Here is a 12,924-nt window from a genome sequence, read left to right as displayed (position 1 = left end):
CGCTCGACACTACCGCAGACGTACTACACCGGTAGTATTCGTGTCCGCGCGGTGCCGACCGGCGACGATCTCCCCGATCCGGGCCAGCGTGGGAGTGTCGCTCGTCCAGTACTCACGGTGTGCCTCCCGGCTCAGTCCGCCGAGGTACCAGGGGCCCCGCGTGCCCGGGGCCGACCGGAACGTCGTGGCCCCGAAGCGGCGGCCCGCCGGTTGCGGACCGTGGAGGCCGAGGGCCCGGATGAAGTCCCACCGGGCGATCGTGGCGTGGACGTAGTAGCCCGTGTCGCCCGGGGGCACGGCCGCCAGGTGGAGCCGGCCGGCGTGAGCGGTTCCCACGCCCGGGGCGGCGGTGAACACGACGTCGTCGGCGTTCAGGACACCGTCCCGCGCGGCATGCCCGATGACCACGCTTCCGTAGCTGTATCCGATCACCGTGTGGTGCGAACGCGACCCCTGGTGGGTGACGCGCAGGCCGTCCTGGAACCGGTGGAGGTGGGGCGCCGCGGCGTCCGCGAACCGGCGGCTCATCGCGTTGACGAGCGTGCGCGGAGCCGGGTAACCGGCCCAGGCGATCACGGCGGTCGACGACGAACCCGCCCGCCACGCGGAACGCGCGATCGCGTCGGCCACGCGGATGTGCGCCTCGGCGTTGCCGAGCCGCGCCTTCGCGCCCGGAACATAGGTCGCGACGTTCGCGGCGGTGTCGGGATTCCCGAACGCGATGACGACCCGTCCGGTGCCCTCGGTGTCGAGCGCCAGCAGGTACGGCCGCGGATGGTCGACGTTCGGCGGCATCGCCAGCCGGTCCCGTACGGCGCGGAGGCCGCCCAGCCGGTCCTCCAGGTCCCGTAGTCGCGCGGCCTCGCCCGGCCGCCCCGAGGCCAGGACGCGGTCGCGTTCCTCGACCAGGCGGATCTCCTGCTCGGAGAGGACCGCGCGGTTCGCCCGGTCCCTGACGACGACGGGTATGCCGTCCAGGGCGCCGATGCGGGCTGCGTGCCCGTGGAGGAACGACTGCCGCCGATCCGGCGTGAGCGCGTCCCACCATCTCTTGACGTCGGCGGGCAGGCCGGTGACGACGTCTCCGTCCGGGGAGACGCCGTGGTGCGGTGTGCTCACGGCGTCGCTCTCCGGCGTCGCACGCGCGGACGTGTCATCGTGCGTCTCGGGATGCCCGGCGAAGACGCGACCGCCGGGGATGGAGCTCCGCCGTGCGCCGTCCGCCCGGTCCGCCTCCGCCGGGGGAGGGGCGTGATCGGCGTCGGCCCGTACGGGGTGGGCCTCGGACGCGGGCGGGCGGTGCCCGACGAACGTCAGGCCGACGTTCAACGTTGCCTTCACGATCTTCCGATCGAGTTCGGGGCTGGCGTTGTGGAAGTACTCGATGTCCAGTTCGGCCCGGCGGAGCAGGTAGGCGTCGGTCTGGGGGGCGAGATGGACGCTCTCGTTGCCGAACATGCTGATCAGGCCGGGCCGGCTGCCCGTATAGGCCGCGTACCACTCCCGGAACCGGTCGGGGCCCAGGACGCGGGCCATGGTCTCGATGTCGCCCGCCAGCAGCGGGCGCGGCCCGACGAGCGACATCTCCCCCTTGGCGATGTTCACCAGCTGGGGCAGCTCGTCGATGGTGAACTTGCGGAGCACCTTGCCGACCCGGGTGGCCCGCGGGTCGCCGGAACCCAGGCTGGCGTCCGTGCTCTTGGAGCTGCTCATCGTGCGGAGCTTGTGGATGCGGAACGGCACGCCGTCCTTGCCGACTCTCCACTGCGAGAAGAACGGCGTCTTGCGGTCTTCGAGGAACTTCACCGCCGCTCCGGCGGCGACCGGCACGCCGGCGACCGGACCGAGCGCCATGGCGAGCCTGATGTCCTGCCGTCTCTTCCCGGGGCTGTTCAGCCAGTACGGCCCGATCCTGTCCGCGGGTGCGGGCGCGTCCGCCGCCAGGTCGGCGCCCTCGCGGTTCCGGCCGAGCGTCCTGTGCACCGCTTCGACGCCGGCGCCGACGAAGGCCATGCCGAACCCGTTCTCGGCCGCGTGCCTCCACCCCCAGCCGTCGCCGCTCGCCCGTCCGGCGGCCGCCGTCGCGACGGTCGCCACGGCGCCTCCGACGACGAAACGGGGCGCGATGCCCTTCCACGCCGGAGACTCCACGGCGTCGGCCAGGGCGGTCAGCGCGGGTGCCCGGCGCAGCAGCGCGGGCAGGCTCGCGTGCGCGCCGCCCATCAGGCCGCCGGCGATCGATCCCTGCCACAGTGCCCGGGCCAGCTCGGCCGGTTCGACCGTACCGATGCGGAACAGCTGGTCGATGACGTCCAGGCCGCCGGTGAACGCGGCGCCGAGCGCCGCCTCGCGGATCGTCAGCAGGATGATCCGCAGGGCCAGGCCCTCCAGCCGGATCAACGGCGCCAGCACCGTCTCCGACAGCGGACCGAGGACGCTCGCGGCCGCGACCAGGGACACCACGAACGTCGCCGAGGCCACGAAGTGCCACCGCGCCTTGACGGTCGCGCCGGCCGACGTCCGGCAGTACCCGGCGAGCCGGTCGCAGCGGCCCTTCAGCTCCTCCAGGAGGCCGTCCTCGCCGTGCACGACCCGCGCGGCCGACCCGAACGCGTCCGTGGCGGCCCCGTCTCCGCTGCCCGTCACCCGCCCGGCATGCGCGGCGACGTCCACGGCCGCCCGATCGACCACGGCCGCCATCGCCGTCGCGGCGTCCCGCATCGTCGCGATCCCGCCGAGGTCGCCGTCCGGCCACGCGTAGCCGAGTCCCACCGCCTCGAAGAACCATCTCGCCGCGCGGACGACTCCTGGGGCGGGCACCGTCGACGGCAGGTCCTCGGGCCCCTCCGGCGGCCGGTACTCCCGCAGGGAGGCCGGTGTGCCGGGCGACGGCGGCGCCGGGCGCCGCTGGACGCCCAGCCCATCGACGATCACGCCGTCCGCCTCGACGTAGCGGCCGCCGGCGTCGACCAGCCCGGCTCCCATTCCCCGCAGCAGGTTCACGGCGGCGGTCAGATCGGTCAGCAGGTCGTCGCGCAACCCGACGAACCCGGGTGAGCGCCGGTCGCCCTCGTACAGACTCCGCCCGAGATCGTCCCGCCCGAAGGGCCGTGCGGCCATCGCCCGGGAGAACGTGTCCACTCCGTGCGCCAGGTCCTCCGAGACGTCGGCGACGCCTCGTCCCGCGCCCAACCAGATCTCAGGTGTGACGCTGAACCCCGACATCAGGCGACACGAAGGGGAGCGCCGGTACCGGTGACCGCGGTGCCGCCGGGCCACTCGATCCGCTCGTCAGAGAACATCGGGCGCCGCACGGTCACCTCCGTGATCATCTCGGACAGGCCGCTGCGCACCTTAGCGGAACGTTCCTCCTCTCTTCCGGCGTGCCGGCGTCCGGCGCTGACCGGATCGTTCCGCCCTACGTCCGGATCGGGCCTGCCGCTCCAGTGCCTCCCCTCGTCAGAGTGGAAGCATGAATCGAGCGCTTGTCGTGGTGGATGTCCAAGAGTCCTTCCGGGCCCGCTCGGAGTGGGCCCGGATCGCCGATCCGAAGATCGCGGAGCCGGTCAACCGACTGGTCCGTCTCGCCCGCGCGAGCGGTGACCTGGTGGTCTGGGTGCTCCACACGGAGCCCGGCAGCCAGGGCGTGTTCGACCCGGCGCAAGGCCACGTGCGGCTGCTGGAGGAGCTGGAGCGGCCTGAGCCCGGCGAGCCGGTGCTCCACAAGACCTCGCACAACGCCTTCACCAACACGAACCTGCAGCAGTTGCTGACCGAGGCCGGCGTCCGGGAGCTGATGCTGTGCGGCATCCGCACCGAGCAGTGCGTGGAGACGACCGCCCGGGTCGGCAGCGACCTCGGGTACCGGGTCGTCTTCGTCACCGATGCCACCACGACCAACCCGCTCGGCGGGCTCACCGCCCAGGAGATCATCGAGCGTACGGAGACGGTGCTGCGCGATCGGTTCGCCCGGATCGCCACGGTGGCCGAGCTGGGAGCATGATGGCGTGAGGCGTGTCGTGTTCGTCCTGCTGCCAGGGGTCCACCTGCTCGACCTGGCGGGCCCGGCCCAGGTGTTCGATACGGCGGCGCACTTCGGGCAGCCTTACCGGCTCGGCTATGTGGCCGAGCGGGAGCAGGTCCCCAGCGCCCAGGGCCTGCCGCTGACCGCGGACGTCCGGTGGCCTGTCCTGGGCGCCGACGACCTGATCGTGGTGCCGGGCTGGCGGGCGGCCACGCTGCGCGAGGGACCGAGGCCGAGCCCGGCCTGCGTGGAGCGCCTGCGCGCTCACCACGCCGCCGGGGGGACCGTCGCCAGTGTCTGCGCGGGGGCGGACGCCCTGGGCCGGGCCGGTCTGCTGGACGGGCGCCGGTGCACGACACACCATCAGCACCAGGACGAGCTGGCGGCCCGGTATCCCCGCGCGACGGTGGTGCGGGACGTCCTGTTCACCACCGACGACGGCGTGATGACCTCGGCGGGGATCGCCAGCGGCATCGACCTGGCGCTGCACCTGCTGGCCGTCCGGCACGGCCCGGCGTTCGCCGCCCGGGTGGCGAGGGACATGGTCATCTACGCTCGCCGCAACGGTCACGAGCCGCAGGAGAGCGCCATGCTGCGGCATCGCTCGCACGTGGACGACACCGTCCACCGCACCCAGGACCTCATCGACGACCGCCTCGCCGAGCCGTTGCCGCTGGCGTACCTGGCCGCCCGTGCGGGCGTCAGCGAACGCACCCTGACGCGGCTGTTCAGCCGAGCCACGGGCGGGCTGACGCCCCTGCGGTACCAGCAGACGCTCCGGCTGGAACGCGCCCAGCACCTGATCGACCACGGAACGACGATGGAGGCCGCGGCCCGCGAGGTGGGTTTCGACGACGCCCGTATGCTCCGGCGCCTCCGCGCCCGCGTCACATGACTCACGGACCGCTCGGGTCAGCGGCGTAGCGCGCGGCGGGCGAGCCAGTTGCCCAGGAACTGGCCCGCCTGGACGATGACGATGATCGTGGCGACGGTGATGTAGACGATCGGCCAGTTGTACCGCTGCGACCCGTACGTGATGGCGAAGTCGCCGAGGCCGCCGCCGCCGAACAGCCCGGCCTGGGCGGACATGTCGACGACCGCGACGAAGATGAACGTGTAGCCGAGGACGATCGGGCCGAGTGCCTCCGGGATGAGCACCGTGACGATGATGCTCACCGGCCGGGCCCCGGCCGCGCGCGCCGCCTCGATCACGCCGGGGCTCACCGTCAGCAGGTTCTGCTCGACGATGCGGCTGACCGCGAACGCCGCGGACAGCGACAGCGCGAAGGTGACCGCGTTCGTGCCGATCGTGGTGCCGATGGTGTGCAGCATCAGCGGCTGGATCGCGGTGAGGAAGATGACGAACGGGATCGGCCGTACGACGTTGACGAGGATGTTGGCGACGACGTACACGGGCCGGTTGGCCATCAGGTTGCCCGGCCGGGTCGCGTACAGGACGAGGCCGATGGCCAGGCCGAGCACACCGCCGGCCACCACGGAGATGAGCACGATGTAGAAGGTCTGCCCGATCGCCTCGCGGAAGACCGGCAGGTTGGCGATGAACTCGTGCATCTCAGTCCTCTTCCACCAGCTCGACGCCGTCGGCCCGCAGCGCCGCCAGCGACGCGTCCACGGCGCCCGGTGGGCCGGTCAGCTCGAAGGTGAGGCTCCCGACCGGCCGGTCCTGCAGCTCGCTGATGCCGCCGAAGACGATCTCCGCCGCGACCTCATGGCGCAGGAACGTGCCGGCCAGCGCGCTCTGGAAGCCGCTGCGGTCACGCACCCGGACGGTGACGAGACGGCCGGAGTGCGTGCGCCGCAGCCGCGCGAGCGTCGCGGCCGACGGCCGGTCGCGCAGCGTCGTGCCGACGAAACGGGCGGCCGCCTCGGTGCGCGGATGCGCGAAGACCTCGTACACGCTCCCGGACTCGACGAGCTCGCCATCGTCCAGCACCGCCACCCGGTCCGCGATGGCGCGGATGACGTCCAGCTCATGGGTGATGATGACGATCGTGACGCCCAGCTCACGGTTGACCCGCCGGAGCAGAGCGAGCACGTCGCCCGTCGTCTCCGGGTCGAGCGCGCTCGTGGCCTCGTCGGCGAGCAGCAGCGAGGGCTCCGTCGCCAGGGCGCGGGCGATCCCCACCCGCTGCTTCTGCCCGCCGGACAACTGCTCCGGATGGTGGTGGGCGCGGTCGAGCAGCCCCACGAAGTCCAGCAGCCGCGCCACCCTGCGGTCGCGTTCGGCTCGCTCGACACCCGCGACCTTGAGCGGGTACGCCACGTTGCCCGCGACGGTGCGCGACTGGAACAGGTTGAACTGCTGGAAGATCATGCCGATGTCGCGCCGTACGCCGCGGCGTTCGCGTTCGGACAGGGCCGTGAGCTCGTGCGGCCCGACGTGGACCCGCCCCTCCGACGGCGTCTCCAGCCCGTTGATCAGCCGTACCAGCGTGCTCTTGCCGGCGCCGGAGTGCCCGATGACGCCGAAGACCTCGCCGCGGGCGATCTCGAGGCTCACGTCGCGCAGGGCGGTCAGGGGCGCGCCGCGCCGGCCGTTCGCCGGGAAGCGCTTGGTCACGTGCTCGAAGCGCACGTATGCTTCGGCGGCCGAGCCGGAGGGCTCGGCGTCGCTGGTGGTGACGGACATCATCGCGGCGGTGGCCCGGCACCGTGCGGTCCCGGGCCACCCGTCCCCTCTCTATTTCCCGGCCGCCCGGGCCTGGGCCTCGACGGTCTTCAGCTCCTGTTGCAACGTCGCCGCCGGAACGTCGCGGAACACCGCGGTGCCACCGTTGGAGGCCTGCACGCCCTTCTCCACCGAGGGGTCGTGGTACAGCGCGGCCAGTTTCAGGTACGTCGGGTCGTCCTTGTCCGCGGCGCGGGCGACGAAGATGTTCACGTACGGGGCGGCGATCGGGCTCGCCGGGTCGTCCTGGAAGATCGCGTTCGTCTTCGGCAGCTTCGCGTTCGTCGCGTAGTTGTTGTTGACGATCGCCGCGGCGGCCGAACCGGTCAGCACGGCCCGTGCGGTCTGCGACGCGTCGAGGGTGACCACGTCGACCCGGTGCGACGTGATGTCGGAGACGCTGGAGAACGCCGTGCCGCCGTTCTTCAGCGTCACGAGCTTGGCGGCCTGCAACACCAGCAGCCCGCGCGCCTCGTTGATCGCGTCGTTCGGGACGGCGACCTTGGCCCCGTCCGGCAGCGCGTCCGGCGTGCGGTACTTCAGCGAGTACAGCGGCAGCGGGTAGACCGCGGTCGCGCCGATGGGCTGCAGGTCGTCGTGCGCGGTGACGTTGTAGTTCGCCAGGTACTGGATGTGCTGGAACTCGTTGAGGTCGAGCTGCTTCTCCTTCAGCGCGGGGTTCGGCTGGCTGTAGTCGTTGAAGTTGACGTACGTCACCGTGACGTTCAGCCGCTTCTTCGCCAGCGCCGCGAACGTCTTCCAGTACGGCTCGGACGCGTCGGCGACGCCGACGCGCACCGTCTTCGCGTCGCTGGATCCGCCGGTGACGCCGACGACGATCGCGACGACGACGATGACGGCGACGACCACGGCCGAGACGATCCAGGTGACGCGTCGCCCGCCACCGGACCGGCGTTCGGGCAGGCGGGGCTCTTCCACCGGGTCGCCGGCTGTGGGGGACTCGGACATGACAACCTCCGGGGGTTCATCGATGAGGGGGGATCGCGTGGGTCGGACACGCGAGGGGCGGCACGGCGTCGTCAGGAGTGACGCCGTGCCGTTCTCATCGACAACAGAGGCAGCTTGCGACCTGGGCGTAGTCGATCACGCGCCGGATGGTCAGCCGCACCTCACGCAGGGGCGGCACCCCGGGCCGGCGAGGCTTTGACGTCGCCGGTGGCAGCGGACCGAAAAGCATGGTTTTCATGCTATTTAAGTAGGTAATACCTCGGCAAGTGGTTATCCGGTGGAAGGGTGCCGGAGCTACTGGAGCCCGGCGCGGACGGACGTGATGCGCTGCGTGTTGAAGCCCAGCCAGTGCATCCGGCCCACGTAGCGCGCGTGCTCGATCTTCAGGCAGCGGTCCATGACCACCGTCACGCCGCCGTCCTCGGCGATGCGCGCGCCCTCCTCGTTGATCACGCCGAACTGGCACCAGAGCGCACCGGCATGGATCTCCACGGCCTCCCGCGCGATCGCCGGCAGGGCGTCCGGCGCGCGGAAGACGTTCACGACGTCCACCGGCACGGGCACGTCCAGCAGGCTCGCGTAGGACCTCTCCCCGAGGATCTCCGTCTCGCGGGGATTCACCGGGATCACGCGGTAGCCGTGCCGCTTGAGGTAGTAGCCGACGAAGTGGCTGGCCCGCAGTTCGTTGCTCGACAGGCCCACGATCGCGATCGTCCCGGCGGTGTGGAGCACGCGCTGGATCGTCAGCGGGTCCTGGTATCGCGTCGGATCGGTCATGACTTCGCCACCTTCCCTCCCGCTGCCGATTCCGCCGCAAGGGCGACGTGCGCGAAACCCTGCTCCAGGTCCCAGATCAGGTCGTCGACGGACTCGGTGCCGACCGACAGCCGCACCGTACCCGGACCGACGCCGGCCGCCCGCAGCTCCTCGTCGCTCAGCTGGCGGTGCGTCGTGCTGGCGGGGTGAATGACCAGGCTCTTCGCGTCCCCGACGTTCGCCAGGTGCGACCAGAGCGTCACGCCGCCGATGAGGCCCTGCCCGCCGGCCCGGCCGCCGGCGCAGTCGAAGGAGAACACCGCGCCCGCGCCGCGCGGAAGGTACTTCTCCACGAGCGGCCGGTACCTGCTCCCCGGCAGGCCCGGGTAGGTGACGTTCGACGCCAGCTCGTGCGACTCGAGGAACTCCGCGACCGCCCGCGCGTTCTCGACGTGGCGTTCCATCCGCAGCGACAGCGTCTCGAGCCCCTGCAGGAACAGGAAGGCGTTGAACGGCGACAGCGCGCCGCCGAGGTCGCGCAGCGTCTCGGCCCGGAGTTTCATCAGGTAGCCGTACGTCCCGAACGTCTCGTGGAAGCGCAGGCCGTGGTAGGCCGGCGACGGGTCCGCGACCACGGGAAACCGCCCGTTGGACCAGTTGAACGTGCCGGCCTCGACGACGACGCCGCCGATGCTCGTGCCGTGACCGCCGATGAACTTGGTCGCCGAGTGGATCACGATGTCGGCGCCCCACTCGATCGGGCGGCACAGGTACGGCGTCGCGAACGTGTTGTCGACGACCAGCGGCAGCTCGTGCTCGTGCGCGATGGCCGCCAGGGTCTCGATGTCCAGGACGTTCCCGGCGGGGTTGCCGATCGTCTCGCCGAAGAACGCCTTGGTGTTCGCGCGGACCGCCTTCCGCCACGCCTCCGGGTCGTCGGGATCGACCCACGTCAGCTCCACGTTCATCTTGCGCAGCAGGTGCTTGAGCTGGTTCACCGTGCCGCCGTAGAGCGCCGAGGACGAGACTACGTGGTCGCCCGGCTGCAGCAGCGTGAAGAGCGCGGCCGCCTGCGCCGCGATCCCGCTGGCGAACGCCACCGCGCCGGAGCCGCCCTCGAGGTTGGCCACCCGCTCCTCGAAGACCGCGACGGTCGGGTTCATGATGCGCGAGTAGGTGTTGCCGTACTCCTGCAGGTTGAAGTACGCCGCCGCGGACTCGGGGTCCTCGAACACGTAGCTGGTCGTCTGGAAGATCGGCACCGCACGCGCGCCGGTGTTCGGGTCGGGCCGTTGCCCGGCGTGCAGCTGCCGTGTCTCGAATCCGAACGCGCGCGCCTCTTCGGCGCGGGATGGGTCGTGGGTCACCAGGTCATCTTCCTCGACGTCATACGGTCCCGCCTACATTCAGGAACCGGCGGATGATGGGCGTCTGCCGTGCCTCCTCGAGGAGGAAGCAGTCGTGGCCGTACGGCGCCTCGATCTCATGGAACTCGACCGGCCTGCCGAGCGCGCGCAGCGCCTCCTCGATCTCCCTCGACGCGGACGGCGGGTACAGCCAGTCGGAGCTGAAGGCGATCAGCAGCGTCCGCGCCGAGACGCCGTCGAGCGCCCGCGTGAGCGATCCGCCGCCGTGCTGCCGCGCGAGGTCGAAGTACGTGAGCGCGCGCGAGGTGTAGAGATAGGTGTTGGCGTCGAAGCGCTTGACGAACGACTCGGCCTGGTGGCGCAGGTAGCTCTCGACCTCGAACTCCGGCTCGGTGATCGTGTAGCGCAGGTCGTCGGCGAACTGCAGCCGCCGCCCGAACTTCTCCTCCAGCGCCGGCGCGGACAGGTACGTGATGTGGCCGACCATCCGCGCCACCCCCATGCCGGCGTCGGGCGCGCGGCCCGTGCCGTGGTAGTGGCCGCCCTGCCACGCCGGGTCGCGCATGATCGCGTCGCGGGCGATCGCGTTCCAGGCCACGCCCTGCGGATGGAGGGCATGCGTACTGGCGATCGCGACGACGGCGTCGACCTGATCGGGGAACAGGATCGCCCACTCCAGCGCCTGCATCCCGCCGAGCGAACCGCCGGCCACCGCCGCGAGCCGGTCGATGCCGAGCGCGTCCAGGAACGCGCGCTCGGTCCGCACCATGTCCGCGACCGTGAGCACGGGGAAGTCGGAGCCGTACGGACGGCCGGTCGCCGGGTCGATCGACGACGGTCCCGTCGTGCCGCGGCAGCCGCCGAGCAGGTTCGTGGAGACGACGAAGAAGCGGTCGGTGTCGAACGCCTTGCCGGGGCCGATCATCCCGTCCCACCAGCCGAGGCCCCGGCCGGCCGTGCCGTCGCGGTCCTCGGCGCCGAACCCGTCGCGCGTGCTCTCTTCCGGCGGTGCCTTGGCGAAGCCCGCCGCGTGGGCGTCGCCGCTCAGCGCGTGGCACACCAGGATGACGTTGTCGCGCTCGGGGGACAGAATGCCGTACGTCTCGTACGCCACGCGGACCGGGTGCAGCTCCCGCCCGCAGTCGAGCCGCACCGGCTCCGGCAGGTCGAGGTATCGCGTTTCGACCGTGCCGGCCGAGCCGGCCGCGAGTGTCGAGACAGCCTTCGCCATGGGGGCTATGGTGCCCGGCTTCGCCGGTGTATTGTCAAGCATTCCGGTAGGAATACGGGGAGCGAGAGAGGCGTCACACACCATGACCACGGTCGTCAACGGAGTCAACGTGCAGGCACTGCTCGACGCGCGTGAAGCGCTGAAGGGCGCGCCCGAGGCCGCTCAGTTCACCTGGCGGGCGTCCTCGACATGGCAGAACGGGGTCCACAGCAGGACGACGATCCAGAACTTCTTCGGCCTCGGCCAGGAGCAGAACCACAAGACCGAGGCGGTCTTCGACGCGGACCACCCCGAGGTCTTCGCGGCGGAGGACAACGGCATCACGCCGATCGAATACCTCCTCGTCGGCCTGGCGAGCTGCCTGACGGCGGGCGTGGCGTCCGTCGCGCAGAACCGCGGCATCCAGCTGCGCTCGGTCGAGGCGACCGTCGAGGGCGCGCACGACATCCGCGGCATCCTCGGTGTCGACGGCGACGTCCGCAACGGGTTCAATGACATCAAGGTGACGTTCACCATCGACGCGGACGCGTCGCAGCAGGACATCGAGGCGCTGGTGGCCCAGTCCCAGAAGCGCTCCGCCGTGTTCGACGCCCTGACGAACCCGACCGACGTCACCGTCGAAGTCGCCTGAGGGGCCGAGCCATCGAACGCGTCACGACGGTCGTCATCGGCGCGGGGCACGCGGGCCTCGCCGCGAGCCACTTCCTCGGCGACCGGTCGATCGACCACGTCGTCCTGGAACGCGGCGAGGTCGCGAACTCCTGGCGGCGCGAACGCTGGGACTCGCTGCGCCTGCTCACCCCCAACTGGCAGAGCCGCCTGCCGGGCCACCGTTACGATGGCCCGGACCCCGACGGCTACATGACCATGGGGGAGGTCATCGAGTTCATCGAGCGCTTCGCCAAGGTCTCCGACGCTCCCGTCCGTACCGGCGTCGACGTCACGTCGGTGCGGCGTGCCGGCGACGGATACCACGTGACGACGAGCGGCGGCGAGATCCGCTGCCGGACGGTGGTCATCGCGAGCGGCGCGTGCAACCGGCCGACGGTGCCGCCGTTCAGCGACGCGGTGCCGGCGTCCGTCGAGCAGCTGACGCCGTTCGACTACCGCGGCCCTGACGGGCTGCCCGACGGCGGCGTGCTGGTCGTGGGAGCGTCGGCGACCGGCGTGCAGCTGGCGGCCGAGCTGAGGCGGTCGGGCCGGCCGGTGATCCTCTCCGCGGGGGAGCAGGTGCGGTTGCCGCGCACGTACCGCGGACGCGACGTGCTGTGGTGGATGGACGCCTCGGGGCTGTGGGACCAGCGGTACGACGAGGTGGACGACCTCACGCGGGCCCGGCGGCTGCCCTCGCCGCAGCTCGTCGGCACCCCCGAGCGGACGACGCTCGACCTCAACGCGCTCATGTCGATGGGCGTCGAGCCGGTGGGCCGCTGGGCGGCCGTACGCGACGGGCGCGCGCTGTTCTCCGGCGGCCTGCGCAACGTGTTCTCGCTCGCGGACCTGAAGATGAACCGCCTGCTGGACACCTTCGACGAGTGGGCGCGGACGCACGGCCGTGACGCCGAGGTCGCCCCGCCCGAACGCTTCGCGCCGACGCGCGTGCCCGAGTCGACGCGGCTGCGGCTCGACCTGCGCGGTGGAGAGATCGCCGCGATCGTGTGGGCAACCGGGTTCCGGCCCGACTACGGCTGGCTCGACGTGCCCGTGGTCGACGAGAAGGGCCGGCTGCGCCACGAGGGCGGCGTGGTCGACAGCCCGGGCCTGTACGCGCTCGGGCTGCCGGTGCTGCGGCGCCGCAAGTCCACCTTCATCTACGGCATCGAGGACGACGCGCGCGAGGTCGTCGACCACCTCGCGCGCCACCTGGCCGTACGCCCGTGAGGCATCC

At 71.5% G+C, this 12,924-nt stretch carries 11 protein-coding genes; 4 read left to right on the top strand and 7 right to left on the bottom strand.

The features are described from left to right. Positions 1–9: 9 nt before the first annotated feature. The gene (locus tag ACQEV1_RS28515; protein ID WP_433397393.1) at positions 10–3,225 is read right to left on the bottom strand and encodes a sugar transferase; all 3,216 of its coding nucleotides are present in this window, start codon (positions 3,223–3,225) and stop codon (positions 10–12) included. Positions 3,226–3,472: 247 nt separating this feature from the next. On the opposite strand from ACQEV1_RS28515, the gene ACQEV1_RS28510 reads away from it, so the two are divergent. Together ACQEV1_RS28510 and ACQEV1_RS28505 are read left to right on the top strand one after the other, a co-directional pair. After that, positions 3,473–4,003 (top strand): cysteine hydrolase family protein, encoded by a 531-nt coding sequence (locus tag ACQEV1_RS28510; RefSeq protein ID WP_433397391.1) that lies wholly within the window; start codon positions 3,473–3,475, stop codon positions 4,001–4,003. A 4-nt stretch (positions 4,004–4,007) separates the two neighbouring features. Next, entirely contained in the window at positions 4,008–4,919 is a 912-nt protein-coding gene (locus ACQEV1_RS28505) for a GlxA family transcriptional regulator (protein ID WP_433397389.1), read from the top strand. A 17-nt stretch (positions 4,920–4,936) separates the two neighbouring features. Here the strand turns inward: ACQEV1_RS28505 and ACQEV1_RS28500 are convergent, their stop codons facing one another. From ACQEV1_RS28500 to metX, 6 genes are all read right to left on the bottom strand, one after another. Then, positions 4,937–5,596: a methionine ABC transporter permease gene (locus tag ACQEV1_RS28500; protein WP_433397387.1), complete on the bottom strand. Its 660-nt coding sequence runs from the start codon at positions 5,594–5,596 to the stop codon at positions 4,937–4,939. Between the two features lies 1 nt (position 5,597). After that, positions 5,598–6,674, bottom strand: coding sequence for a methionine ABC transporter ATP-binding protein (locus ACQEV1_RS28495; RefSeq protein WP_433397385.1), 1,077 nt, complete (start codon positions 6,672–6,674; stop codon positions 5,598–5,600). Positions 6,675–6,725: 51 nt separating this feature from the next. Then, entirely contained in the window at positions 6,726–7,682 is a 957-nt protein-coding gene (locus ACQEV1_RS28490) for a MetQ/NlpA family ABC transporter substrate-binding protein (protein WP_433397383.1), read from the bottom strand. A gap of 294 nt (positions 7,683–7,976) precedes the next feature. Then, a complete protein-coding gene (locus ACQEV1_RS28485) occupies positions 7,977–8,459 on the bottom strand; it encodes a CoA-binding protein (RefSeq protein WP_285584216.1) in 483 nt (160 codons plus the stop codon). Beyond that, positions 8,456–9,805 carry an O-acetylhomoserine aminocarboxypropyltransferase/cysteine synthase family protein gene (locus ACQEV1_RS28480; protein WP_285634284.1) on the bottom strand — a complete coding sequence of 450 codons (1,350 nt, stop codon included), beginning with the start codon at positions 9,803–9,805 and terminating at the stop codon, positions 8,456–8,458. The genes ACQEV1_RS28485 and ACQEV1_RS28480 overlap by 4 nt, the downstream gene beginning before the upstream one ends. Before the next feature lie 19 nt (positions 9,806–9,824). Continuing rightward, a complete protein-coding gene (metX, locus tag ACQEV1_RS28475; protein WP_433397380.1) occupies positions 9,825–11,036 on the bottom strand; it encodes a homoserine O-acetyltransferase MetX in 1,212 nt (403 codons plus the stop codon). A gap of 82 nt (positions 11,037–11,118) precedes the next feature. Between metX and ACQEV1_RS28470 the strand changes: the two genes are divergently transcribed. Beyond that, the gene (locus ACQEV1_RS28470; RefSeq protein WP_433397378.1) at positions 11,119–11,667 is read left to right on the top strand and encodes an OsmC family protein; all 549 of its coding nucleotides are present in this window, start codon (positions 11,119–11,121) and stop codon (positions 11,665–11,667) included. Further along, positions 11,664–12,917: an NAD(P)-binding domain-containing protein gene (locus ACQEV1_RS28465; RefSeq protein WP_433405988.1), complete on the top strand. Its 1,254-nt coding sequence runs from the start codon at positions 11,664–11,666 to the stop codon at positions 12,915–12,917. Before ACQEV1_RS28470 ends, ACQEV1_RS28465 begins: the two co-directional genes overlap by 4 nt. Positions 12,918–12,924: the final 7 nt, after the last annotated feature.

This window comes from Actinoallomurus sp. CA-142502 (assembly GCF_050936355.1).
Lineage (GTDB): Bacteria > Actinomycetota > Actinomycetes > Streptosporangiales > Streptosporangiaceae > Actinoallomurus > Actinoallomurus iriomotensis.
Note: the sequence above shows the minus strand (reverse complement) of the source record. Positions and strands in the feature narration are given on the sequence as shown.

What these genes read in the sequence shown, in the direction of transcription:
- ACQEV1_RS28470 (WP_433397378.1), top strand. Translation starts at nt 11,119, where the DNA reads ATGACCACGGTCGTCAACGGAGTCAACGTGCAGGCACTGCTCGACGCG.
- ACQEV1_RS28510 (WP_433397391.1), top strand. Translation starts at nt 3,473, where the DNA reads ATGAATCGAGCGCTTGTCGTGGTGGATGTCCAAGAGTCCTTCCGGGCC.
- ACQEV1_RS28515 (WP_433397393.1), bottom strand. Translation starts at nt 3,225, where the DNA reads ATGTCGGGGTTCAGCGTCACACCTGAGATCTGGTTGGGCGCGGGACGA.
- ACQEV1_RS28495 (WP_433397385.1), bottom strand. Translation starts at nt 6,674, where the DNA reads ATGTCCGTCACCACCAGCGACGCCGAGCCCTCCGGCTCGGCCGCCGAA.
- ACQEV1_RS28490 (WP_433397383.1), bottom strand. Translation starts at nt 7,682, where the DNA reads ATGTCCGAGTCCCCCACAGCCGGCGACCCGGTGGAAGAGCCCCGCCTG.
- ACQEV1_RS28485 (WP_285584216.1), bottom strand. Translation starts at nt 8,459, where the DNA reads ATGACCGATCCGACGCGATACCAGGACCCGCTGACGATCCAGCGCGTG.
- metX (WP_433397380.1), bottom strand. Translation starts at nt 11,036, where the DNA reads ATGGCGAAGGCTGTCTCGACACTCGCGGCCGGCTCGGCCGGCACGGTC.
- ACQEV1_RS28500 (WP_433397387.1), bottom strand. Translation starts at nt 5,596, where the DNA reads ATGCACGAGTTCATCGCCAACCTGCCGGTCTTCCGCGAGGCGATCGGG.